General features: G+C 72.4%; 20 protein-coding genes. 10 read left to right on the forward strand and 10 right to left on the reverse strand.

Translation table 11 applies throughout. The features are described 5' to 3' along the window. From NITAL_RS09475 to NITAL_RS09490, 5 genes are all read right to left on the reverse strand, one after another. Positions 1-549: an FAD-dependent oxidoreductase gene (locus tag NITAL_RS09475; RefSeq protein WP_052666023.1), complete on the reverse strand. Its 549-nt coding sequence runs from the start codon at positions 547-549 to the stop codon at positions 1-3. Between the two features lie 41 nt (positions 550-590). Continuing rightward, positions 591-3,053: a heavy metal translocating P-type ATPase gene (locus NITAL_RS09480; RefSeq protein ID WP_052666024.1), complete on the reverse strand. Its 2,463-nt coding sequence runs from the start codon at positions 3,051-3,053 to the stop codon at positions 591-593. After that, positions 3,046-3,438: a plastocyanin/azurin family copper-binding protein gene (locus NITAL_RS09485; protein ID WP_052666025.1), complete on the reverse strand. Its 393-nt coding sequence runs from the start codon at positions 3,436-3,438 to the stop codon at positions 3,046-3,048. The genes NITAL_RS09480 and NITAL_RS09485 overlap by 8 nt, the downstream gene beginning before the upstream one ends. Positions 3,439-3,519: 81 nt before the next feature. Then, the gene (locus NITAL_RS27185; RefSeq protein WP_157041734.1) at positions 3,520-3,684 is read right to left on the reverse strand and encodes a heavy-metal-associated domain-containing protein; all 165 of its coding nucleotides are present in this window, start codon (positions 3,682-3,684) and stop codon (positions 3,520-3,522) included. Positions 3,685-3,873: 189 nt separating this feature from the next. Then, positions 3,874-4,773, reverse strand: a complete 900-nt coding sequence (locus tag NITAL_RS09490) for a helix-turn-helix domain-containing protein (protein WP_211262307.1) — start codon at positions 4,771-4,773, stop codon at positions 3,874-3,876. Between the two features lie 212 nt (positions 4,774-4,985). Here NITAL_RS09490 and NITAL_RS09495 point away from each other — a divergent pair, with 212 nt between their 5' ends. Both NITAL_RS09495 and NITAL_RS09500 read left to right on the forward strand, forming a co-directional pair. Next, on the forward strand, positions 4,986-5,879 hold the full coding sequence (locus tag NITAL_RS09495) for an alpha/beta hydrolase (RefSeq protein ID WP_052669552.1): 894 nt from the start codon (positions 4,986-4,988) through the stop codon (positions 5,877-5,879). A gap of 52 nt (positions 5,880-5,931) precedes the next feature. Continuing rightward, a complete protein-coding gene (locus NITAL_RS09500) occupies positions 5,932-7,860 on the forward strand; it encodes a propionyl-CoA synthetase (RefSeq protein ID WP_052666027.1) in 1,929 nt (642 codons plus the stop codon). 13 nt (positions 7,861-7,873) lie between these two features. Here NITAL_RS09500 and NITAL_RS09505 read toward each other — a convergent pair whose 3' ends face one another. Continuing rightward, entirely contained in the window at positions 7,874-9,865 is a 1,992-nt protein-coding gene (locus NITAL_RS09505) for a molybdopterin-dependent oxidoreductase (protein ID WP_083441398.1), read from the reverse strand. 91 nt (positions 9,866-9,956) lie between these two features. Between NITAL_RS09505 and NITAL_RS09510 the strand changes: the two genes are divergently transcribed. Next, a complete protein-coding gene (locus tag NITAL_RS09510) occupies positions 9,957-10,703 on the forward strand; it encodes an MBL fold metallo-hydrolase (protein WP_052669553.1) in 747 nt (248 codons plus the stop codon). Between the two features lie 9 nt (positions 10,704-10,712). On the opposite strand, the gene NITAL_RS09515 is transcribed toward NITAL_RS09510, so the two are convergent. From NITAL_RS09515 to NITAL_RS09525, 3 genes are all read right to left on the reverse strand, one after another. Beyond that, the gene (locus tag NITAL_RS09515) at positions 10,713-11,708 is read right to left on the reverse strand and encodes a Gfo/Idh/MocA family protein (protein WP_169786801.1); all 996 of its coding nucleotides are present in this window, start codon (positions 11,706-11,708) and stop codon (positions 10,713-10,715) included. Positions 11,709-11,865: 157 nt separating this feature from the next. Continuing rightward, positions 11,866-12,048 carry a hypothetical protein gene (locus tag NITAL_RS09520; protein ID WP_052666030.1) on the reverse strand — a complete coding sequence of 61 codons (183 nt, stop codon included), beginning with the start codon at positions 12,046-12,048 and terminating at the stop codon, positions 11,866-11,868. A 39-nt stretch (positions 12,049-12,087) separates the two neighbouring features. Then, on the reverse strand, positions 12,088-12,480 hold the full coding sequence (locus tag NITAL_RS09525) for a VOC family protein (protein WP_211262308.1): 393 nt from the start codon (positions 12,478-12,480) through the stop codon (positions 12,088-12,090). A gap of 288 nt (positions 12,481-12,768) precedes the next feature. On the opposite strand from NITAL_RS09525, the gene NITAL_RS09530 reads away from it, so the two are divergent. The 4 genes from NITAL_RS09530 (at position 12,769) to NITAL_RS09545 (ending at position 18,487) form a co-directional block, all read left to right on the forward strand. Then, entirely contained in the window at positions 12,769-13,266 is a 498-nt protein-coding gene (locus tag NITAL_RS09530; protein ID WP_052666031.1) for a MarR family winged helix-turn-helix transcriptional regulator, read from the forward strand. Positions 13,267-13,426: 160 nt separating this feature from the next. Next, the gene (locus NITAL_RS09535) at positions 13,427-14,164 is read left to right on the forward strand and encodes an ABC transporter ATP-binding protein (protein WP_052669555.1); all 738 of its coding nucleotides are present in this window, start codon (positions 13,427-13,429) and stop codon (positions 14,162-14,164) included. Beyond that, positions 14,161-17,022 carry an ABC transporter permease gene (locus NITAL_RS09540; RefSeq protein ID WP_052666032.1) on the forward strand — a complete coding sequence of 954 codons (2,862 nt, stop codon included), beginning with the start codon at positions 14,161-14,163 and terminating at the stop codon, positions 17,020-17,022. The genes NITAL_RS09535 and NITAL_RS09540 overlap by 4 nt, the downstream gene beginning before the upstream one ends. A gap of 58 nt (positions 17,023-17,080) precedes the next feature. Beyond that, entirely contained in the window at positions 17,081-18,487 is a 1,407-nt protein-coding gene (locus NITAL_RS09545) for an NAD-dependent malic enzyme (protein WP_052666033.1), read from the forward strand. A 57-nt stretch (positions 18,488-18,544) separates the two neighbouring features. On the opposite strand, the gene NITAL_RS09550 is transcribed toward NITAL_RS09545, so the two are convergent. Then, a complete protein-coding gene (locus tag NITAL_RS09550; RefSeq protein ID WP_157041736.1) occupies positions 18,545-18,751 on the reverse strand; it encodes a hypothetical protein in 207 nt (68 codons plus the stop codon). Positions 18,752-18,982: 231 nt separating this feature from the next. Here NITAL_RS09550 and NITAL_RS09555 point away from each other — a divergent pair, with 231 nt between their 5' ends. Genes NITAL_RS09555 through NITAL_RS09565 form a run of 3 tightly spaced genes read left to right on the forward strand, consistent with a single transcriptional unit; the run spans position 18,983 to position 23,020 of the window. Then, positions 18,983-19,960, forward strand: coding sequence for a gluconate 2-dehydrogenase subunit 3 family protein (locus NITAL_RS09555; RefSeq protein ID WP_052666035.1), 978 nt, complete (start codon positions 18,983-18,985; stop codon positions 19,958-19,960). Beyond that, the gene (locus NITAL_RS09560; RefSeq protein WP_052666036.1) at positions 19,950-21,896 is read left to right on the forward strand and encodes a GMC oxidoreductase; all 1,947 of its coding nucleotides are present in this window, start codon (positions 19,950-19,952) and stop codon (positions 21,894-21,896) included. Before NITAL_RS09555 ends, NITAL_RS09560 begins: the two co-directional genes overlap by 11 nt. Beyond that, on the forward strand, positions 21,893-23,020 hold the full coding sequence (locus NITAL_RS09565) for a ThuA domain-containing protein (RefSeq protein WP_052666037.1): 1,128 nt from the start codon (positions 21,893-21,895) through the stop codon (positions 23,018-23,020). Before NITAL_RS09560 ends, NITAL_RS09565 begins: the two co-directional genes overlap by 4 nt. Positions 23,021-23,035: the final 15 nt, after the last annotated feature.

The raw sequence follows: 23,035 nt of genomic DNA on the forward strand, positions 1-23,035 counted from the left end.
CTACGCGGGGGTGTCCCAGTCGTGCACGTCCTCCCCGGCCTCCCGGGAGAGGATGTCGAGCGCGGCGATCCCGCCGGCGCCGGCCGAGATGATGGCCTGGCTGCGTTCGGGTCGTACCAACCGTCCGATCGCGTAGACACGATCGATGCTGGTGCGGTACTCGCTGTCGACCTCGACACGCCCGTCCTCGACCGGCAGACCGAGGCTGCGGGCGAGCGGCTGGAGCGGCTTGCCGCCCGCCAGGACGAGGTACTCGCCGGTGCCCGGCTCGTGGTCCTCGACCTCGACGGTGAAGGTCCCGTTCCCGAGCTCGATCCCCGTGACGCCGGCATCGACGATGGTCGCGCCGTGGTCGGACGCGTGCCGCCGGGCGATCTGCTGGAAGTCGCTGCCGAGGACGTCCGGTACGCCGAGGTAGTTGAAGACGTGGGCGTGGTGCATCGCCGTCCGGTCCTGGCCGAAGACGGTCACGGTGTGTCCGGCCTTGGCCAGGAACAGCGCCGCGGACAGTCCGCCTGGTCCGTCACCCACGATCAGCACCGCGGTCACGTCGGCTCCTCTCGTTCGTCGGTCGCCATCATGCCTGATGGTCAGCGTCCGAAGCGGCGCAGCCGTAGCGAGTTGGTGACGACGCTGACGCTGGAGAACGCCATCGCGGCGCCCGCGACCATCGGGTTGAGCAGCCCGAGGGCCGCGACGGGGATCGCCGAGGTGTTGTACGCGAACGCCCAGAACAGGTTCTGGCGGATGGTGCGGTGGGTGCGGCGGGACAGCTCGATGGCGGTGGCGACGCCGTCGAGGTCACCGCGCATCAAGGTGAGGTCGCTCGACTCGATGGCGACGTCGGTGCCGGTCCCGATCGCGATGCCGAGGTCCGCTTGCACGAGGGCGGGGGCGTCGTTGATGCCGTCGCCGACCATCGCGACGATCCGACCACCGGCCTGGAGGCGTTCGACCTCGGCCTGCTTGTCCGCCGGCAGCACCTCGGACATCACCCGGTCGATGCCGACCAGGTCCGCGATCGTCCGCGCCGTCCGGTGGTTGTCCCCGGTGATCATCGCGACCTCGAGGCCGAGGTCGTGGAGGCGAGCGACCGCCGCCGCGGCACCGGGCTTGAGCGTGTCGGCGACGGCCAGCACGCCACGTACCTCACCGTCCCAGCCGGCGAGAACCGCGGTCCGGCCGTCCGATTCGAGCTGGGCTGCTGCGTCCTCGAAGTGGTCGGGCAGTCGCTGGCCGGACTCGGCCATGAGCTTGCGACGGCCGACCACCACGTCGCGGCCGTCGACGGTCGCGCGTACGCCCTGCCCGGCGATCGAGGTGAACCCGTCGGTGCGGGGCAGCGGACGGCCGAGCCGCTCCCGGGCCCCGTCGGCGATGGCCTGTCCGATCGGGTGCTCGGAGTCGGCCTCGACCGCACCGGCCAGCACCAGCAGGGTGGCCTCGTCGGTCGAGCCGGCCACCACGTCGGTGAGTGACATCTCACCTTCGGTGAGGGTCCCGGTCTTGTCGAAGACGATCGTGTGGATCTCGCGGGTGCGTTCCAGGACGTCCATGGATCGGATAAGGATCCCGAGCTGGGCACCCCGGCCGGTGCCCGTCATGGTGGCCATCGGGGTCGCCAGCCCCAGCGCGCACGGGCAGGCGATGATCAGCACCGCGACCGCGGCGAGCATGGCCTGCCCCGTGTCGCCGCTGACGGCGGTCCACGTCACGAAGGTCGCGATCGCGATGCCGATGACGACCGGCACGAAGACCGCCGAGACCCGGTCGGCCAGGCGCTGCATGTCCGACTTGCCGGCCTGGGCGTCCTCGACCATCCGCACGATCCGGGACAGGGCGGTGTCGGCGCCGATGGCGGTCGCTCGGATGGTCAGCACCCCGGAGGTGTTGATGGTCGCCCCCGCGACGGTGGACCCGAAGCCCTTGTCGACCGGGACCGACTCGCCGGTGAGCATGGCTTCGTCGACCGCGGACGCGCCGTCGACGACCTCGCCGTCGACCGGGATCTTCTCGCCGGGACGGACCTTGACCACGTCGCCGACCACGACCTGCTCGACGGGGAGCATGACCTCGGTGCCGTCGCGGACGACCCGCGCCTCCTTGGCCCCGAGCTCGAGCAGGGACCGGATGGCGCGCCCCGCGTTGCCCTTCGCGCGAGCCTCCAGGTACCGGCCGAGGACGATGAAGGCGATGATGACGACCTGGGCCTCGTAGTAGAGGTCGTGCCCACCGACGACCAGCTGCCAGGTCGAGAACAGGTAGGCCGCCAGGGTGCCCATCGCGATGAGCGTGTCCATGTTGGCTGTCAGGTGGCGGGCCCGCTTGGCGGCTTCGCGCAGGAACGGCCACCCGATGTAGAACTGGACCGGGGTCGCGATCAGGAGCTGCGCCATCCGCATCCCCGGGTTCATCACGGCCCAGTCGTGGTAGAGCATCGTCGACAGCAGGAACAGCGCCGGTGCGGCGACCAGCGCCAGCCGTCGCCCCCAGAGCCGACGGTGTTCGGCCTCGGCCTGGCTCGCCCGTTCGGCGCGTTCGGCGGCTGTCGGGCCGCCCGAGGTGGTGGCGCTCGTCTGGGGTCGCCCGTCGTCGACCACGCGGTACCCGGTGGCCTCGACCGCCTCACGCCAGGCCCCTGGATCGGGCGTGCCGTCGACCGTCACGTTCGCGACCCCGGTCGCGAAGTTGACCATCGCGTCCACGACGCCGGGCTGCTTCTGGAGCGCTCGCTGCACCCGTGCCGAGCACGACCCGCAGGTCATACCCTCGACGTGCAGGGTGTGCTCGCTGCGGGCCCCGGGCGGTGAGGTCTCGGGCACGATCAGTTCGTACCCCGTCCGCTCCACGGCCGATCGGAGCGCGACGAGATCGACGTCCGGCGTGACCTGCAGGCGGGCGTTGCCGGTCGCGAAGTTCACCTCGGCATCCGCCACGCCGGGTTGCTTGCCGAGCGTGCGCTGGACCCGTGCTGAGCACGACGCGCAGGTCATGCCCTCGACGGGCAGGTCCAGCTGGGTGAGGGGGCCGTCGGTCGTGGCGTGGTCAGCCATCGACGGTCACCTCCATCTCCATGCCCGCGTCCCGGTGGCCGGGCACCGAGCAGTAGGCCACGTAGGTGCCCGGCTCGCCGAACTCCAGGCCACCGACCGCGGTCTCGTCGACGTCCGCGACGAGGTGGAAGTCGACCTCGTCGATGTTGAGGTCGTGCAGGATGTCCTCGGAGGTCAGCGCGATGTTGACCGGCTCGCCGACCGACAGCTCGAGGCGATCGGGTTCGAAGGACATCGAGGCCGCGGTGACGACGATCTCGGGAGCGCCGTCGATCGTGGCGGCGTCAGCATGGTCGGCGTGGTCGTCGGCGACCTCGAAGGCGCTGCAGCTGGCGAGCGTCAGGCTGAGGGCGCCGACCAGGACGGTGGTGCAGGGACGGTTCACGGGAAGGACCTCCAACTGCTGGGGTACCGGATGGAGCCCGGGAGCGCTGGCTCCAGCCGGCACCCGATGTCGCGTGGGGGCTCAGGTGGCCGGCGCGTAGCCGGCGTCCGTGAGCGTCGTGACGAGCGCGTCCTCCTCGACCCGCGACGGGTCGTAGCGGACCGTGGTGCGCTTGGTCTCGAGGTCGAGGACCGCGGACGGACGCCGGGGACCGCCTCGAGGACCTCGGCGATCGTGGCGCGGCACGAACCGCACGAGGCGTCGGGGGTGTGGTACTCGATGGTCCGCATCGTCAGCTCCTCGGATACAGGGGTGGGGTATCGGCCGGGGTCGCACGGTACTCCCCAGGGGTTCCCTGTCAAGCTCGGTCGCTCTGGCCCTCGACGCCGTCCTGGAGGCCCGAGGTGAGCTCACCGTCGCTCGGCGGACGTGAGGTCAGCGGCCGCGACGCGTCCGGGCCCGCGCACGGAACTCGGTGGGGCTCATCGCGTGCTCGGCGCGGAAGGCCCGGCTGAGCTGCCCCGAACCGTTGAACCCCCACCGGAAGGCGATGGTGGTGACCGTCTCGTCGTCCCTGCGGGGATCGGCGAGGTCGTGGCGGATCCGCTCGAGGCGGCGCCTGCGGATGTGGGCGGCCACGGTCTCACCCGTGGCGGCGAAGATCATGTGGAGGTACCGCGGCGAGATCGCGAGCTGTGCAGCGACCGTGGACGGGCTCAGGGCAGGCTCGCGCAGGCCATCGGCGATGATCGCGAGGGCCCGGTCCAGCAGGTCGCGGGCCGGGCCGGTCGCGGCGGATGTGCCCGCGGGTTCGATCGCCTTGACCAGCAGGTCGAGGGCAACGTCCACGGCGAACGACCCGTCCAGCGGGGACAGATCACCACCGACCCCCGCCAGCGTCTGCACGTGGCCGGTGAGCAGCCGAACGGTCGGATCGGCTCCGGGGAGTGCGACCGCCTCCAGCCCGCCACGTGGACGGAGGGCGGCCACGCGGTCCGCGGGGACCAGCAGTGTCAGCTTGTGGACGGGCTCGACGACCTCGAACTCGATGGGTGCGTGCGAGCTCCACAGCAGCGCGTCGCCCGCCGTGAGGTCCACGGCGACACCGCCCTGCCGCACCCGTTCGCGTCCGGCGAGCACCAGGAGCACTGCGACCGTGTCCGTCTCGGTCCGCTGCAGCTCGGTCGGTGCACGTCGGCCCGTGAGCGGATCGCTGCGGCACTCGACCACCGTCGCGTCCGCGACCGTGTCCCAGGTGAGCTCGCAGCCGTAGACCCGCGGGTCGGCGACCTGGACGTCCCACGGCAGGTGGGTGCCACCGAGCGCCGCCCTCACGGCCTCCTCACGCTCGAGGAGCGTGGTGCCGCCAGCGCTCCAGGAGCGTCCCCCGGACATCGCCGTCCCAGTCATGTGGCCCTCACGTGGCCCCGCCTCGCCCGAACGGATCGTTCGCGGATCGCCTGCTCCCACTTCCCGTAGAGGGAAGCACACCGGTCGACGCACGCGCAGGGTTGCCCAGCAACCACCACACCGACCTGGGAGCCACCATGCGACACGACATCGAGTTCGACACCGAGGACGGCACCACCCTGCGCGGCTGGCACTACCTGCCCGACGAGGTCGAGGGGCCCGTGCCGACGGTCGTGATGGCCCACGGGTTCTCGGCGACCAAGGAGATCTACCTCGACGACTTCGCGGAGGTGTTCAGCGCCGCGGGCCTCGGTGTGGTGGTGTTCGATCACCGGGGGCTCGGCGACAGCGACGGCGAGCCGCGCCAGCACATCGACCCGTGGGCCCAGGTCAACTCCTACCGCGATGCGATCACCTGGGCGCAGAGCCAGGCGACCGTCGACGCCGACCGGATCGGCGTGTGGGGGTCGAGCTACGCCGGCGGGCACGTCCTGGTGGTCGCGGCCCTCGACCGACGCGTGCGGTGCGTGGTCTCCCAGGTGCCGCTGACCTACGGCCTGGCGACCGCGCAGCGGCTGATCCGGGGTGACCACTGGAAGGGACTGCGCGAGAACTTCGACGCCGATCGCGCGGCCCGCCTGGCGGGTGAGCCGCCGGCGCTGCTGCCCGTGACCGCACCGGAGGGCGAGCCCTGCGCCCTGCCGACGGCCGACACCTACGAGTTCTTCACCGAGCTGGAGGTCAGCCGTGGCAAGAACTGGCGCAACGAGGTGACCCTGCACGCCGTCGAGCTGTTCACCGAGTACGAGCCGGCCGTGTACATCTCGCGGATCTCGCCGACGCCGCTGCTGGTGGTCGCCGCTCGCGAGGATCACCTCGTACCGTTCGACCTGACCGCGAAGGCGTACGAGGAGGCGCTGGAGCCCAAGGAGCTGCTCGTCCTGCCCGGTGGGCACTTCGATGCCTACACCGGCGAGCCGTTCGCCATCTCGTCGGCGGCGCAGCGGGACTGGTTCCTGCGGCACCTGTGAGCCTCGACCAGCCCTGACCGCGAGCACCGTCGTCCGGACCGGGAGACCAGCGATGCCCACCACCGAGGAGCTCCACCGCCGGAGCATCGACGATCCCGAGGGGTTCTGGCGTGAGGCCAGCGCGGGCATCGACTGGTTCCACCCGCCGGAGCGGATCCTCGACGCCAGCCGTCAACCGTTCGTGCGCTGGTTCCCCGACGGGCAGATGAACACCTGCTTCAACGCGGTCGATCGCCACGTGGCTGACGGTCGAGGCGACCAGGCGGCGATCATCCACGACAGCCCGGTCACCGGGGTCGTGACCACCCTGTCCTACACCGAGCTGCTCGAGCAGGTCGCCCGCTTCGCGGGGGCGCTCCGGCAGCTCGGTGTCGGCCGGGGTGACCGTGTGTTGATCTACATGCCGATGATCCCCGAGGCGGCGGTGGCGATGCTGGCCTGCGCGCGCCTCGGTGCGATCCACTCGGTGGTCTTCGGAGGGTTCGCTGCGCGCGAACTCGCGGTCCGGATCGACGACGCGCGTCCGACGGTCGTCGTCGCGGCGTCCTGCGGCATCGAGGGTGCGCGGGTGCTGCCCTACCAGCCGCTGCTCCTGCAGGCACTCGAGCTGGCCGACCACCAGCCCGACGCGTGCGTGATCCGCCAGCGCCCCGAGTCACCGGCGACCCTGCGGGCCGGGCTCGACCACGACTGGGAGGCCGTGGTCAGCGAGGCGCTGTGGGTCGACTGCGTCCCCCTCGCGGCCACCGACCCGCTCTACATCCTCTACACCTCCGGGACGACGGGCCTGCCCAAGGGCATCGTCCGCGACAACGGCGGGCACGCCGTGGCGTTGCGCTGGAGCATGGAGCACGTCTACGGCGTACACCCCGGCGAGGTCTTCTGGGCGGCCTCCGACGTCGGCTGGGTCGTCGGTCACTCCTACGCCGTGTACGGGCCGTTGCTGACGGGCTGCACGACGGTGCTGTACGAGGGCAAGCCGGTCGGCACGCCCGATGCCGGAGCGTTCGGTCGCGTCATCGCCGACCACGACGTGAAGGTCCTGTTCACGGCACCGACCGCGTTCCGGGCCATCGCGCAGGCCGATCCGGACGGCACCCTGATGCGGCAGCACGACCTCGGTGGGTTGCGCGCCCTGTTCTTCGCGGGCGAACGCCTCGACGCCGACACCTACCACTGGGCCGGCGCGTTGCTCGACCGGCCCGTGGTCGACCACTGGTGGCAGACCGAGACGGGGTGGCCGATCGTGGCCAACTGCCTCGGCATCGAGCCGCTGCCGATGAAGCCGGGGTCGCCCACCACACCCGTCCCCGGGTGGGACGTCGCCGTCCTCGACGAGGCGGGGGAGGAGGTCCCGGCGGGGACGGAGGGTGCGGTGGTCGTGCGCTCGCCGCTGCCGCCCGGCAGTGCGACCACGCTGTGGGGCGACGACGGTCGCTTCGTGGAGGCCTACTTCTCGCGGTACCCGGGCTGCTACCTCACCGGGGACGGCGGGTCGATCGACGAGGACGGGTACGTGACCATCCTCGGCCGCATCGACGACGTGATCAACGTCGCGGGCCACCGGCTGTCGACGGGCACGATGGAGGCGGTCATCGCCGAGCACCCGCTCGTCGCCGAGTGCGCCGTGATCGGGGCGGCCGACGAGTTGAAGGGGCAGGTGCCGCTCGGGTTGGTGGTGGTCCGAACCGAGGCCGAGGTCGACGTCGACCAGCTCCGGTCCGAGCTGGTGGCCAAGGTGCGTGAGGAGGTCGGGCCGGTCGCCGCGCTGAAGGAGATCGTTGTGGTCCAGCGGCTCCCGCGCACCAGGTCGGGCAAGATCCTGCGCAGCACGATGCGTGCGCTCGTCGACGGGAGCCCGTACCGGGCCCCGACCACGATCGAGGACCCTGCGGTGCTCCAGGAGCTCAGCCAGACGCTGGCCGCGCGACGACCCGGCGAGGGGGCGTCAGACACGTCCGGCGCGCCGGGACCGCGGTGAACGCCACGGGCCGTCAGCCTCGAGCGCGCGGGGCAGCCGTGATCGTGACCTCGGTGTCGTTGTAGGCCGGCTGGCCTCGCGGTGACCAGCGGGCGGGGACCAGGGCGTTGATCCCTCCGCCGCCGGTGTCGGCGCTCCACCACTTGCCGGGCAGCGCCGCGACCCCGCGGACGACCGTGTCGGACACCGCCAGCCGCGCCCGCACCGCGTTGGTGCCGGCGGCGACCTCGACGTCGGTGTCGTCCTCCAGGCCGCGCGCGGCGGCGTCGTCGGGGTGGACGAACACGGTCGGCTGCTGCATCGCGCGACGGTGGCGGGGCGCGTCGGCGAAGGTGGAGTTGAGGAAGTGGTGGGGCTTCGGGGTCAGCAGCTGGAGGCGGTCGGTCTCCGGCGCTGCCTGGATGCGGGGCAGGTCCCCGGCCGCGAGCCGCAGGCGTCGGCCGTCTGGGGGGAGGTGGAACCGCGCCGGTGAACGCTTGATCCAGCCGGCATCGAGCAGGTGATCCAGGTCGAGGCCGGCTGGCAGGGCCGCCGCCGCGATCTCGCGGTCCGACTCGTGCAGCGCCGGGTGGTCGAGCCCCATCCGGGTGGCCAGGGCACGTGCGATGTCCCCGTGGGAGCGGGTTCCGCCGACCGGAGGGACGGCCGGCAGGTTCGCGGACACGTAGTGGTGCCCCCACGATCCCTGCACGTCGAGGTGTTCCAGTTGGGTGGTCGACGGCAGCACGACGTCGGCGTACCGGGCGGTGTCGGTCATGACGTGCTCGACCACCACCGTGAACAGCTCCTCACGCGCCAGCCCCTGCCGTACCCGTGCGGCGTCGACCTGGACCGTCGCCGGGTTGGCCAGCCAGACCATCAAGCCGAGGACCGGCGGGTCGAGATCCTCGTCGGTCAGCACCTCGCCGAGACGGGCGAGGTCCAGCTTCCGGGGCGTGCCGGGGATCAGGTCCGGCCGGCCGGCTGCTGCCTCGCGGAACTCCGGGAAGCTCTCGGCGTACAGCCCCCCGCCCCGGTGCTGCCAGTGGCCGGCCAGGATCGGCAGGGCCGACAGCGCCCGGACCACGGCGTCGCCGACCTCGGACTGCTGGACGCCGATCCCGGCGCGCAGCACGGCCGGCTCGGCGGCCGCGAACTCGCGGGCGAGCGCTGCGACCACCTCGGCGTCGATGCCGCAGACCTCCGCGACCCGGTCGGGGGTCCACCCGGCGACCTCGGCCCGGTAGGCGTCGAGGTCGGCCACCACCTGCTCGGCGTAGGCCAGATCGGCGAGGTCCTCCTCGAACAGGACCCTGGCCATCCCCGCGGCCAAGGCCCAGTCCGTCCCGGGTCGGATGGCGATGTGCTCGTCGGCGGTAGCGGCCGTCCGGGTGCGGACCGGGTCGATGCACACGATGCGGGCACCGTGACGCTTGCGTGCCTCAGCCGTGAAGTGCCAGGTGTGGTGCGAGGTGCTCAGCGGGTTCGCGCCCCACACCAGCACGAACCGCGCGTCGGCCATCTCCTCCGGGTCGAAGCCGAGCGGGAACCCGTCGGCACCGAGCGCGTTCCACGCCTGACCGCAGACGCTGCCGGTGGTGCGCGACGCGCCGAGCACGTGGAACAGGCGTAGCAGGGACCGGCGCTGGACGACGCCCATGGAGCCGACGAACGAGTGCGGCAGCAGCGCTTCGGCGCCGGCGGTGGCCACGATGTCGGTGAAGCGCTCCGCCACGGTGCCGAGGGCTTCGTCCCAGGTGGCCTCGCGGAACCCACCCGCCCCCTTTGCGCCGGTCCGGATGAGGGGCGTCAGCAGGCGATCGGGTGCGTACGTGCGGGTCTGGTAGTCGTTCACCTTCGCGCACAGCGCACCCCGGGTGAACGGGTGGTCCTTGGCGCCCGACACGCGGACCACGCGACCGTCCTCGACGTGAGCCACCCACGAGCACGAGTCCTGGCAGTCCAGCGGACAACATCCGCGTACCTGCTCCACGTCACGCCCTCCTGTGGGAGGCGAGTCTGGCACGCCGGCGGCCTGCTTGACGCGGTGGCGTGCCTCGACGAGGGTGCTCCGCTCCGACGGCGCCGTGCGGGTGCCCGATGCACGGGAGCGGTCGATGCGCGTGACGACGCTCGGGACCTCGAGTCCCTACCCCCGGCCGGGGGACCCCTGTTCCTCATTCCTCGTCGAGGGAGGTGGCAGCCGGATCTGGCTCGACGCGGGTCCGGGGTCGCTGGCAGCGCTGCTCGAACGCTGCCGACTCGAGGATCTCGACGCGGTGTGGATCAGCCACACCCACGCCGACCACTTCAGCGATCTCGGCGCCACCTTCTACGCGCTGCGCTACGCGGACATCGACCGGCCACCGCTCACCGTCCTCGGTCCCGCGGGGTGGGTCGACCGTCTGCGCGCCGTCCTGACCCACGGGGCCGAACCGAGCCCGCTCGAGGACGCCTTCGAGGTCCGGGAGCTCGCCGACGGGGCTGGCGTGCACGTGGGTGGGCTCGAACTCACGGCTGTGGCGGTCCACCACGATGTCCCGTGCCTCGGGGTCCGGATCGTCGGCGACGGTCGGGTGGTGGCGTACACGGGGGACACGGGACCGGGACCGGCGCTGGGCGACCTGGTGAGCGGCGCTGACCTGCTCGTGAGCGAGGCCGGGTACGGCCTGGACGGCACCGAACCCGACCCGGTGCACCTGACCGCGGCGCAGGCGGGCGCGGTCGCGCGCGGCGGCGGGGTCGACCACCTCCTGCTCACCCACCTCGCCGGGGCGGACCGCGACGCGTGCACGCGGGCCGCGGCCGGGGTCGCGGGCTGCCGTGTCACCGGTGCCGTGCCGGGCCTCGTCGTCGAGGTCTGAGGCGCGGCGTCAGGTCGCTCCGACCACCGGTGCAGCGTCGGCCGGGTACTCGACCCCGAGCTGCCCGCGGATCTCGTCGAGCACGGCGAGGACCTCGAGGGTGAGCGCGTGCGGGAGTGCGGGGCTCTCGGTCAGGCCTTCGGCGAGGCAGCGGTGGATCTCGCGGACCTCGTGGCGGTAGCCGAGCTCGTGTCCGACGATCTCGACGGTCTCGACCACCGTCGATCGCCGGCGTAGGGACAACCGCGCCGAGTTGTGGAAGTCGCCGTGCAGCCGCAGGCTGCCGCCGGGACCCGACACGGTGGCCTCGATCCCGGTGTCGGCGATGAACGAGCAGTGCCACGAGGACAGGCCGGTGGGGTGACGCATCGCGACCGCCACGTTGACGTCGACGCCGGTCTCGGCGAGCTCGCCGAGCGCGCTGACCTCGGTCGGCGCGCCGAGCAGCGAGATCGCCAGGGTCAACGGGTAGATGCCGACGTCGAGCAGCGCGCCGCCCCCGAGTTCACGGGCGAACCAGCGGCGGGTCCGGTCGGTTTGGGCTGCGATGCCGAAGTCGGCGTGCACCATGCGGGGCTCGCCGATCTCGCCGGCAGCGACGCGTCGTTGGAGCTCCTGGAACCCGGGCTGCACCCGCATCCACATGGCCTCGACGACCAGCACGTCGGCGGCTCGCGCCGCCTCGAGGACGGCCGCCGCGCGTGGCACGTCGAGCGCGAACGGCTTCTCGACCAGGACCGGCACCCCCGCCTCGATGCAGGCGGCAGCGTCGAGGTGGTGGCGCTCGCTGGTCGTCGCCACGTAGACGACGTCGACGCCGTCCGGATCGGCGACGAGGTCGTGGTGATCGCCGTACCAGCGTGCGATCCCACGTTCCTCGGCGAAAGCGCGGGCCCGGTCCTCGGACGCCGAGCTGACGGCGACGACCTCGGCACCCTCGGCGCTGATCGCGTCGGCGAGCGACGCCGCGATGCCACCCGTGCCCATGATGCCCCAACGTGTCACCTGCGTACCCGTCGTCGTCGGGCCGCCATCCTCGCACGCCCCTGGTGGCGGGCGCAGCCGGACCGCACGATCGCAGTCACCGTGACTGCATCCGGGTCGGGGTCGGGGCCGGCTGCGGCGGTGGCGGCGCAGTTGCAGCCACGTCGACTGCATCCGATCAGGCGGAGCAGACGGTGGGCACGACGGTGCGCGGCTCGACGCGGTCGGCCCAGCGGCGCATCGCTGCGGCGGCGCGCAGCCGCGCGGGACCGGGCCGGGGGCGTGGCGGGGTGGCACCGTGACGGCGTGGGGGGCCGTCCGCCAGGGTGTCGATCAGGGTCTTGACGAGGAGCGGGTCCACGGTGCGTCCTTCCGGTGTCGTCGTGGTCGAGCTGTCAGGTCAGGGGCCGAAGAGGGTGAGCTGGAGGTCGGCGGCGCCCTCGAGCCGGCTGTTGCGGGTGCCCCACGGGGTGGCGACGGGGGCCGCGACGAGCTCGGCGTCGGCCTCGGTGAGCCGGCGGGTGGTGCCGTCGACGTCGCGGACACCGAAGGCGACGCGGAGGTGGCCGGCGACGCGGCGGCCCACCTCGACCTCGTCGATGTAGGCGGCGTGCTCGGGGTCGGCCAGCTCGAGGGTGGCCCGACCGGCGTCGAGGATGACGACGCGGCCGCCGGGTGAGGTCACCGCGGCGACCTCCGGCAGACCGAGGACGTCGCGGTAGAGCACCACCGCATCGTCGAAGTCCTCGGCGGTCACCACCAGCCGCAGCTCGTGCACCTGTGGGGTGGTCACGATCGCGCCTCGTCCTCGGTCGGGTCGTGCCGTCTGCGGGCCGTGACGCGACCGAGCTGCAGGGCGACGCGACGCACCCGCGACGGCCCGGAGGGTCGGGTACCCGGCGCTGGTGGTCCGACGGGCCAGCCCTGGGTGCGGTAGGTGGTGTGGTGGTGCATCGGATCGCCTCCGTAGGTCTGTCGACATCGACAGTAACTCTGTCGACATCGACACACAACCCCAGTGAGGCGGGCCGTGCGGAGGTCGCTCGTTGTCGACACTGTCGAGGGCGACTAAGATCCCAGCATGAGCGATCACGTGGCCGGAGTCGTCGAGCAGTGGCGCGAGCGGCGCCCGGACCTCGATCTGACCGGCATGGCCGTGTTCGCCCGGATCTCGCGGATCGAGCGGATCGCCGAACTGCGACGGGCGGAGGTGTTGGACCGCCTCGGGCTGCAGTCGAGTGACGTCTCGGTGCTCGCAGCGCTGTGGCGCCACCCTGGTGGGCTCCGCCCGCTCGAGCTCCGTCGGACGATGCTCGTCGGGTCGGGGACCCTCACCGCACGGCTCGACCGCCTGGAGGCAGCGGGTCTGCTCGAACGTCTGCCGGACGCCAGCGACCGCCGCGGCCGCGTCCTGCACCTCACGGCGCGGGGCAGCGAACTGGTCCCCGCGGTCGTGACCGAGCTGCTCGACATCGAGAACGAGCTGCTCGCCGCGCTGCCGCCGGGCGTCCGCGAACGGCTGTGCAAGGACCTCGGACGGCTCTCGCGCGACCTCGAGCAGGGTGCCGGCGAGGGCTGATCCGAAGCGCGGACCGCGGCGGTCGACGGCCGGTCGGTCTCGGGCGGAGCCTGAGGCGGCGGCGGGTCGGTCAGGGGTGCATCAGGGTGCTCCCGGAGGGTCGGGCGCTCGCCCCGTCCGTAGCGTCGCTGGCGACCCCTCCACGAAGGCTGTGACCAGCATGGCACCGACCGATCTCATCCTGTCCGCGCGTGGTGTGAGCAAGACCTACCGCACCGGCAGCCACGAGGTCCACGCCCTGCGTGGGGTGGACCTGGACGTGCACAGCGGTGAGCTGGTGATGGTCATGGGCCCCTCGGGCAACGGCAAGACCACCCTGCTCAACTGCCTGTCCGGCCTGGACGACATCGACACCGGCACGGTCACCGTGGACGGCCGCGACCTGTTCGCCATGTCCGACGGTGACCGCACCCGCCACCGTGCCGCCCGCATGGGGTTCGTGTTCCAGGCCTTCAACCTGATCCCGGTCCTGTCGGCCCGCGAGAACGTCGAGCTGCCGCTGCTGGTCACCGGCACACCTGCCAAGGCCGCCCGGCAGCGGGCCGAGCAGATGCTGGCCCGGGTCGGGCTGGCCGATCGTGCCGGGCACCGGCCCGGGGAGCTGTCGGGGGGTGAGCAGCAGCGGGTCACCGTGGCGAGGGCGCTGGTGGCCGAGCCCGCGATCGTGTGGGCCGATGAGCCCACGGGTGCGTTGGACTCGCACACCGCGGGGGGGATCGTGGAGCTGTTGCACGAGGTCCACGCTGCGGGGCAGACCCTGGTGGTGGTCACCCACGACGAGGCCCTCGGCCGCTCCGGGCAACGCCTGGTCCACGTCCGCGACGGCCGCATCGCCGACCACGACGACGATGACGCAGCCCTGGCCGCGACCGCGACGGACAGCCAGGTGGTCCGGTGACCGCCGTCGGCCTGCTCGGCGCCCTGGTCGCCGTCCTCCTGGTCCCGCTCGCCTACTCGGCGGTGCGCCACCGGTCGTTGGCCTCCTTGGCGGTCCGCAACATCGACCGTCGTCGGGGCGAAGCCGTGCTGATCGTGGCCGGCTCGCTGCTCGGCACCGCGATCATCACCTCGTCCCTGGTCGTCGGTGACATCACGAGCGCCTCCATCACCGACGTCGCGCGGACCCAGCTCGGGCCGGTGGACATCACCGTCACGCTGTCCGATCCGGCCGAGATCGCGGCGGTCGCCGCGGCGATCGACGGCGCTGGGATCGACGGGATCGACGGGATGCTCACGGTCGCCACGGCGGATGTGACCATGGAGGCGCCTGCCGGTCCCGACCGCGAGGCGCGGGCCGTCCCGCGCCGCAGCATCGCGGAGTTCGACGTCCCGGCCGGGAAGGTGCTCGGCAGCGACCTCGATGTGACGGGGCTCGGTGACCTCGACGCACCCGCCACCCGTGAGGTGGTGCTCAACGAGGTCACGGCCGAGAAGCTGGACGTCACCGTCGGTGAGGAGGTGCGGATCCACGCCTACGGCGCCACGACGGAGCTGACGGTCGTGGCCATCGTGCCCGAGGTCGGCCTCGCCGGGTACGGCGGAGCCATCGTCGCGCCGGGGACGCTCAGCGATCTCGCTGCCGACGCCACCCTGCCTGCCGTGCCACCGCGGACATCGGTCGCCGTCTCCCTGGAGGGCGGGGTCCTCGACACGCGGGAGGTCAGCGACGCGGTGACGCCGGCGCTCCGCTCCCTCCTCGCCGAGGTCGCCGAGGTCGAGGTCGAGCCGGTCAAGGCGACGTTGCTCGACGACGCCGAGCTCCAGGGCGCCAGCTTGGCGGAGCTGTTCGGCACCATCGGCGCCTTCAGCGTCCTGGCCGGGATCCTGCTGCTGGTCAACCTCTTCGTCATGCTCGCCGAGGAGCGCAAGTCCGAGCTCGGCATGCTCCGAGCGCTCGGGTTCACCCGCCGCCGGCTGACCCGCGCGTTCGCGATCGAGGGTGCCATCTACGCCACGGTCGCCGCCGTGATCGGGACCGCAGCCGGTGTCGGGATCGGGTGGCTCGTCGCGCTGGTCGCTGGCCGCATCTGGTCGGTCGCCGACGAGGGGCTGGTCTTCCGGTTGGTGATCGAGCCGACCAGTCTCGCGATCGGTGGGCTGACCGGCCTCGGCATCGCGTTGGTGACGATCTGGCTGACCAGCGTGCGGATCTCGCGTCTCAACGTGATCCGCGCCATCCGGGACCTGCCGGAGCCGACCACCGACCGTGTCCGGGTCCGCGCGCTCGTCCTCGGTGCCGTCGGAGTCGTCATCGGGGCGGCGGTGACCACGCTGGGCATCCTCGAGGAGATGGCCGTCCCGCTGGTCGTGGGCGTCCCGATCGCGGCGTTCTCCGCGACCCCGTTGCTGCGGCGCCTCCTCCCGGAACGGCCGGCTCGCACGGTCGTCGCTGTCGTCGTCCTGGCGTGGGGCATCGGTGCGTTCGAGCTCTTCGGGGACGTGCTCGGCGCGGCCGATCTGACCGTCTTCGTGGCGCAAGGCATCGTGTTGACGGCCGGTGCCGTCTCGCTCGTGGCGACCCTCGACACGGCGTGGCTCGCCGTGGTGGACCGGCTGGCTTCGCGGGGCCGCGGCATGGCGGCGCGGCTCGGGCTGGCCTACCCGCTGGCACGACGGTTCCGGACCTCGATGTTGCTCGGCATGTTCTCCCTGGTGCTGTTCACCATGGCGTTCATCTCCGTCCTGTCGTCGGCCTTCACCGCGCAGGGGCCGGCCTTCGCTGCGGACGTCCGCGGTGGGTTCGACGTGATGATCGACTCCAACCCGGCGAACCCCGTGGACGCCTCCGCGCTGGCCGCACGTGACGACGTGGCGGCGGTCGCACCCCTCGTGCACACGTGGGCCGACTTCGTGGCCGGTCCGATCGAACACGCTCGAGGTGAACCCATCACCGGCTTCGACGAGACCCTGCTCGTCGGCGACGTTCCGGCGCTGACCAGCCGTGCTGACGGCTACGACGACGACCGTGCGGTCTACGAGGCGGTGCTCGCGGACCCGTCCCTGGCCATCCTCCCCGACTGGTTCCTCTCCGGGGGCGGTGCCGACGAGCAGCAGGTGCGCGCAGGTGACAGCTTCCAGGTCATCGAGCCCCTGACGGGCGAGCCACGCACGCTGACCGCGGCCGCCATCACCGGCTCCGACTGGGTGTGGAACGGCGCGCTCGTGTCACGTGAGCTGACCGCCGACCTCTTCGGGGACCGGGACGTGGCCGCACGTCACTACGTGGCCGTGACCGCCGGCACCGACGCCGATGCGGTGGCCGCCGAGCTGGATGTGACGCTGCTGGCCAACGGTGCGTCCGCCGCCTCCTTCACGGCGATCATCGACACCGTCCTCCAGCAGCAGGTGTCGTTCCTCAGCCTCCTCCAGGGGTTCCTCGGTCTGGGGCTGCTGGTCGGGATCGCCGGCCTCGGGGTCGTCATGATCCGGGCCGTCCGGGAGCGGCGCCAGGAGATCGGGATGCTGCGGGCGATGGGGTTCCCCTCCCGGCTCGTGCGGACCGCCTTCCTCACCGAAGCCGGGCTCATCGCCACCCAGGGAACGGTCATCGGTGCGGTCCTCGGGGTGCTGACCGCCCGGCAGGTGCTGAGCAGCTCGGACGCGTTCGGCGAGGCCGACCTGGCCTTCTCCGTGCCGTGGCTCGGGCTCGTGGTCATCCTGGTCGTCCCGGTGCTGGCCTCGCTGCTGGCGGCCGTCTGGCCCGCAGCTCGCGCCGCTGCCGTCCGACCGGCGGTCGCGCTCCGGACCGCCGACTGAGCCCATGCCGGACCGAGGGGCTAGGTTGACACGGACGTCAACTCACGCCGGAGCGCCGATGTCCACCCCGAACGCGTCGTACTCGATCACGTTGCGGTTGCTGCTGGCCGCGGACGATCCGCGGGCCATCGGGCTGGTGACCACGGCGATCGGCGAGGCGGGTGGCGCGGTCGCGGCGGTCGACTTCGTGGAGACCGCCGACGATCCGATCACGGTGGACATCACGGCCAACGCGGCGGACTCCGACCACGCCGACCGGATCCGTGCGGCGGTGGACGCGATCGAGACCGTCGAGGTGCACCGGGCCTCGGACCGCACCTTCCTGCTGCACCTGCGCGGCAAGCTCGAGGTGCGCTCGACGGTGCCGCTCGACAACCGTGACGACCTGTCCATGGCGTACACGCCGGGGGTGGCCCGGGTGTGCCTGGCGATCGCCGACGAACCCGACGACGCCCGGCGGCTGACCATCAAGGGCAACACCGTCGCCATCGTCACCGACGGGACGGCGGTGCTGGGTCTCGGTGATATCGGTCCAGCCGCGGCGCTGCCGGTGATGGAGGGCAAGGCCGCGCTGTTCAAGCGGTTCGCGGGGATCGACGCGTGGCCGGTCTGCCTCGACACCAAGGACCCCGACGAGATCGTGCGCACCGTCGAGGCGCTCGCGCCCGTCTACGGCGGCATCAACCTCGAGGACATCTCGGCGCCGCGCTGCTTCGACATCGAGGACCGTCTGCGCGCTTCCCTGGACATCCCGGTCTTCCACGACGACCAGCACGGCACTGCCATCGTGGCCCTGGCCGCGCTGCACAACGCCCTGCGCCTGGTGGGCAAGGACCTGTCGGAGGTCACCGTCGCGATGGTCGGCGCAGGCGCGGCCGGGGTCGCCATCGCCAAGCTGCTGCTGCGCGAAGGGGTGGGCGACATCCTCGTTGCCGATCGCGCCGGGATCCTCGACGGCCGTGATGCGGGTCTCGACGTGTCCAAGCGCTGGATGAGCGAGCACACCAACCGCGAGGGGCGCCGCGGCGACCTCCGCGACGCGATCCGCGGTGCCGACGTGTTCATCGGCGTGTCCGGTCCCGACGTGCTCGACCCGAGCGACCTGGCCACGATGGCGACCGACCCGATCGTCTTCGCCATGGCCAACCCCACTCCCGAGGTCGACCCCGTGGGGGCCCGCGAGTACGCGGCGGTCGTCGCCACGGGCCGGTCGGACTACCCCAACCAGATCAACAACGTCCTCGCCTTCCCCGGGGTCTTCCGCGGGGCGCTCGACGCCCGGGCCCGTGCCATCACCGAGGAGATGAAGGTCGCGGCGGCACGGGCCCTGGCCGACGTCATCCCGCCCGACCAGGTCCGACCGACCTACATCGTCCCCTCGGTGTTCAACGAGCACGTGGTCGAGGTGGTCGCCGGCGCCGTCCGCGAGGAAGCCCGACGTTCGGGCGCGACCGTCGGCCGCTGAGGCGGCACCCCACCGACCCGGCGATCGGTGGGGCGGGACCGCAGCTCCGACGTCAGGTCACCCCGAGCCGCCACGGCCGCGGCCCGGCGCGCTGACCTCGACCGGGTGCGACAGCAGCGAACGCTGCCCGTCGATCGTCTGGGCCGTCACGTAGGTCCCCGGCTCGAGCCCGGCGAAGGTCGCCTGGCCGGCCGGGTTGGCCGTGGCCACGACCTCGCCGTCCTGTCGCAGCTGGACCTCGGCTCGCGGTACGGCGCCGGTCACCATCGGGTGCCCAGCCGCCGTAGAGCCCTTCGGCCACCGCGGTCGCGACCGGCATCGTGTGGCACCTGTAGACGTCGCCGGTGATCGGCCCGCCGGCCAACGGGATACCTGACGGTCCGTCAGAATCAGCGCACGCCCGTCCACGCACGCCGCACGCACGTTCCGGCCATATGGCCGCTGTGTGGTCACCTCTTCCCAGGAGAGGCAGAGCGGACCCGGGGAGGGGCACGCGTGGACGGGAGGGGTGGGCGGGTCAGCCGCCGCACGGTGCTCAAGGGTGCCGGCGCGCTCGGACTGGTCTGGGTCGCGGGCTTCGGTCGCGCCGGTGCGGCGATCGCCGTGCCCGTCGGCGGCGACCTCCCACGCTTCCTCGACGACACCGAGCTGGCCACGCTGCGCGCGCTGGTCGACCGGTTCATCCCCGGCGTGCCCGACGACACCGATCCTGGTGCGGTCGAGGCCGGCTGTGCGGAGGCGATCGACGCCCTCCTCGCCGCGTTCTCGGTCGATCCGCCGCTCATCTACGCCGGGGGGCCCTTCTCCGACCGTGCCGGTTCGGCGACCAACGACTTCGCCAGCTTCGTCCCGCTCGACGCCTACGAAGCGGCCGCGTGGCGCCTGCGCATCGAGGGGTCGGGGGGGCGGACCGAGCTGGAGTTCAACGGGCCGGTCCGTGGCTTCCAGGCGGTCTACCGCGAGGGGCTGGCCGCGCTCGAGGATGCCGCGGGCGGCGCCTTCGCAGAGCTCCCGGGGCCCGTCCGCGACGTGGTGCTGCGCACGAGCCACGACCCGGCCGTGCTCGGTCTGATCGACATCGCCTTCCCCCACACCCTCGAGTTCATGTACGGAGCGCCCGAGTACGGCGGCAATCGCGACCTGGTCGGGTGGCGCATCACCGGCTACGACGGCGACGTGCAGCCCCGCGGTTGGACCGATGAACAGGTCGAGCAGGCGGACTCACCCGGCGCCGCGGACATCCTCTCGGACACCGGGCTCACCCTCGAACAGCTGCTGGTGTTCGCGCCGCTGACCACCACCGAACAGGCTGCCGGCATGCAGGCCCGCAGCGGGGGACGCCTGCGCGCGCTGCGGGCCGAGGCGGACGTGATCCGCGACGGGTTGCGTGAGCACGAGCGACGCAGCGCCGCGCTGGCGGCGGCGATCGCCGAGGTCGCCGGGGCCGTGGGAGGTGGCGGCGATGGCCGGTGACGCGATCGTGATCGGGTCGGGTGCAGCCGGCAGCGTGGTCGCCTGGGAGCTCGCCCGCGCCGGCTGGTCGGTGACCGTCCTGGAACGGGGCCGCAACCTCCGTCCCGGCTTCGGTGAACGGCCGAGCGGGGAGCTCGGCACGCTGTACGGCAGCGACGAGATCAAGGCCGCCCGTGAGTTCGGGTTCCCCGATCCGCTCCTCGAGCCCTACACGACCCGCACCCGCGGCGAGGCCGACGACGGGATCGCACGGTCGAACCAGGGGGCGCTCGGCCAGCTGGGGGCAGCCGTGGGTGGCACCTCCATGCACTACAACGCCAAGACACCCCGGTTCTGGCGCCAGGACTTCACCCAGCTGAGCGACCTCGGCCCGGTCGAGGGGGCCCAGGTCGCCGACTGGCCCATCGGCTACGACGATCTCGCGCCCTTCTACGACGAGGTCGAGGAACGCCTCGGCGTGCAGGGCGACGTCGACCGGATGCCGGCACGCACGCTCGAGCAGTCACCCCGCAGCCGCCAGTTCGTGATGCCGCCGGGTCCCATCGGGTACGCCGCCCAGCTGCAGGCCCAGGGGGCCGCCGCGGTGGGCTTCGAGGCCTACCCCTACCCCTCGGCGGTCAACTCCCGGGCCTACGACGGCCGACCTGCGTGCAACTCGTGCGGGCTGTGCTCCAGCTTCGGGTGCCCCATCAACGCGCGGGGCGACGCGCTGGTGTCGTGGCTCAACCCCGCGGTCCTCACCGGTCGGGTCGAGGTGATCGAGCGGGCCCTGGTGCACCGCATCGAGACCACCTCGGACGGTCGGCGCGCCACGGGTGTGCGGTACGTCGACGCGGACGGTCGTGACCGCGGCCTGTCGACCTCCCTGGTGGTGGTGGCCGGCAGCCCGATCAACACCGCACGACTGCTGCTGTTGTCGGCCAGCGACGCGCACCCCGCTGGGCTCGGGAACCGATCGGACCAGGTCGGCCGGAACGTGATGTTCCACAACTTCACCATCGGTGCGGCGCTCAACCTGGCCCAGGACGTGCAGTCCCTGCGGGCGCAGAGCACCACCCTCCAGGTCGACGACCTGATGGGCCCGTTCACGGGGCCCGAGGTCCGCGCCACCGGGCTGCCCTACGTCAAGGGTGGGCTGATCCAGGTCGGTGGTGGGTCGCCGTTGCTGACGGGCGCGACGATGACGGCGGCGTTCACCGGGTTCGGGATGCCGCACAAGCTGCTGATGAAGAGCGGTGCCCTGCAGAAGCACGTGATCGGCAACCAGCTGGTGCACGAGGACCTGCCGCAGGCCGACAACCGAGTGGACCTCGACCCGCAGGTGCGTGACCACCGCGGGTTCCCGGCGGCCCGCACCACCTACAGCCCGCACCTGCACGAGCAGGTCGCCGCCGTCCTGCTCGGCGCCCAGCTCGAAGCCATGCAGCTGGCGGTCCCCGGCGCGACGGGCGCCATCATCCTGCCCTACCCGCTGATGAACCCGGGGATCCAGTACACCGCCCACCTCGCCGGCACCGCACGCATGGGCGACGACCCGGACCTCTCGGTGTGCGGGGCGGACGGTCGACTGCACGAGGTCGACAACGTCGTCATCGCCGACGGCTCGACCTTCCCGACCTTCCCCGGGTTCAACCCGACCTTGACGATCATGGCCAACGCGCTGCGTGTCGCGCGTGGCATCACCGGGGCGGCGGCCCCAGGCGACACGGTCCGTGAGGACGCCGCTGAACGGCGCCCCTCCGTGGTCGCGCCGGTGGGCCGGGAGGAGGCGGCCGCGGAGCCCTCGGGTCCGGTGCTCCCGGTGACCGGCGCCGACGGGGCGCTCCGTGTGCTGCCCCTGGTCGCTGCCGCGGCGGTCGGGCTGGCCGGGCGCAGCGAGCGGCGCTCGGCGGGCGACCGCACCGATCGAACCACCGACCAGGAGGCCCAGCCGTGAAGCGGATCATCGCGGTCCTCGCCGCGATCGCGATCGGCGGTGCCGCCGGTGCCGCCGGTGCGCCCAGCATCGCTGCGGCCGACGACCTCGCCGTGCTCGTCTACTCGCACACGGATGGGTTCCGTCACGCCTCGATCGAGCCCGGTATCGCTGCCATCGAGGAGCTCGGTGCGTCTGCCGGGTTCGCGGTCGAAGCCACCGAGGACCCCGCCGTGTTCACCGACGACGGCCTCCAGCGGTTCGCAGCCGTGGTCTTCCTCAACACCACCGGCGAGGTGATGCCCGGAGACGACGCTCGGGACGCATTCGAGGCCTACCTGCGCGGCGGTGGTGGCTGGGTCGGGGTCCACTCGGCCGCGGACACCGAGTACGACTGGGCGTTCTACGGCGAGCTGCTCGGCGGCGCCTACTTCGAGACCCACCCGTTGGTGAACCAGTCCGGGACCTTCGACATCGAGGCGCACGACCACCCCTCCGTCGCGCACCTCGGGGACCGCTGGACCCTGCCGAAGGAGGAGTACTACTCGTTCGCCGACAACCCACGGGGCCGTGTCCGGGTCCTGATGACGATCGACGAGTCGAGCTACCTGCAGGTGCCCAACACGGCGGTCTTCGCGTCCACGCCCTTCGCCGACGGTGATGCCTCACCCCTCGCGACCGGGATCATGGGCGACCACCCGATGAGCTGGTGCCGTGACGTCGACGCGGGGCGTGCCTGGTACACCGCGCTCGGGCACGAGGCCGAACTGTTCGAGCGGGAGGACTACCGCGAGCACCTGCTGCAGGGGATCCTGACGGCCGCGGGCGCCGTCGAGGCGGATTGCGCGATCGACACCGCTGCCGCGGACACCGACCCCACGCCGGGCGGGGGTGCCGACGAGGGTGGTGCGGTCGACGGGACGGATGCCGATGAGGCCGATGCCGACGGGACGGAGCAACGCGCAGATGCTTCGAGGGCTGACGACGAGGCGGTGGTGCAGGGGGGCGATGCCACCGGCGCCGCCGTCGCCCGACCCCTGCCGGCCACCGGCGCCGGGAGGGCGGCTCCGGCGGCAGGGCTCGGGCTGCTGGCGATGGCGCTGTGCTCGCGGGGCGGCCGTCACTGGTCGGGACGGGCTGCCTGACCGGCCCCGACCGAC

Origin of the sequence: Nitriliruptor alkaliphilus DSM 45188 (assembly GCF_000969705.1) — a bacterium.
Classification (GTDB): domain Bacteria; phylum Actinomycetota; class Nitriliruptoria; order Nitriliruptorales; family Nitriliruptoraceae; genus Nitriliruptor; species Nitriliruptor alkaliphilus.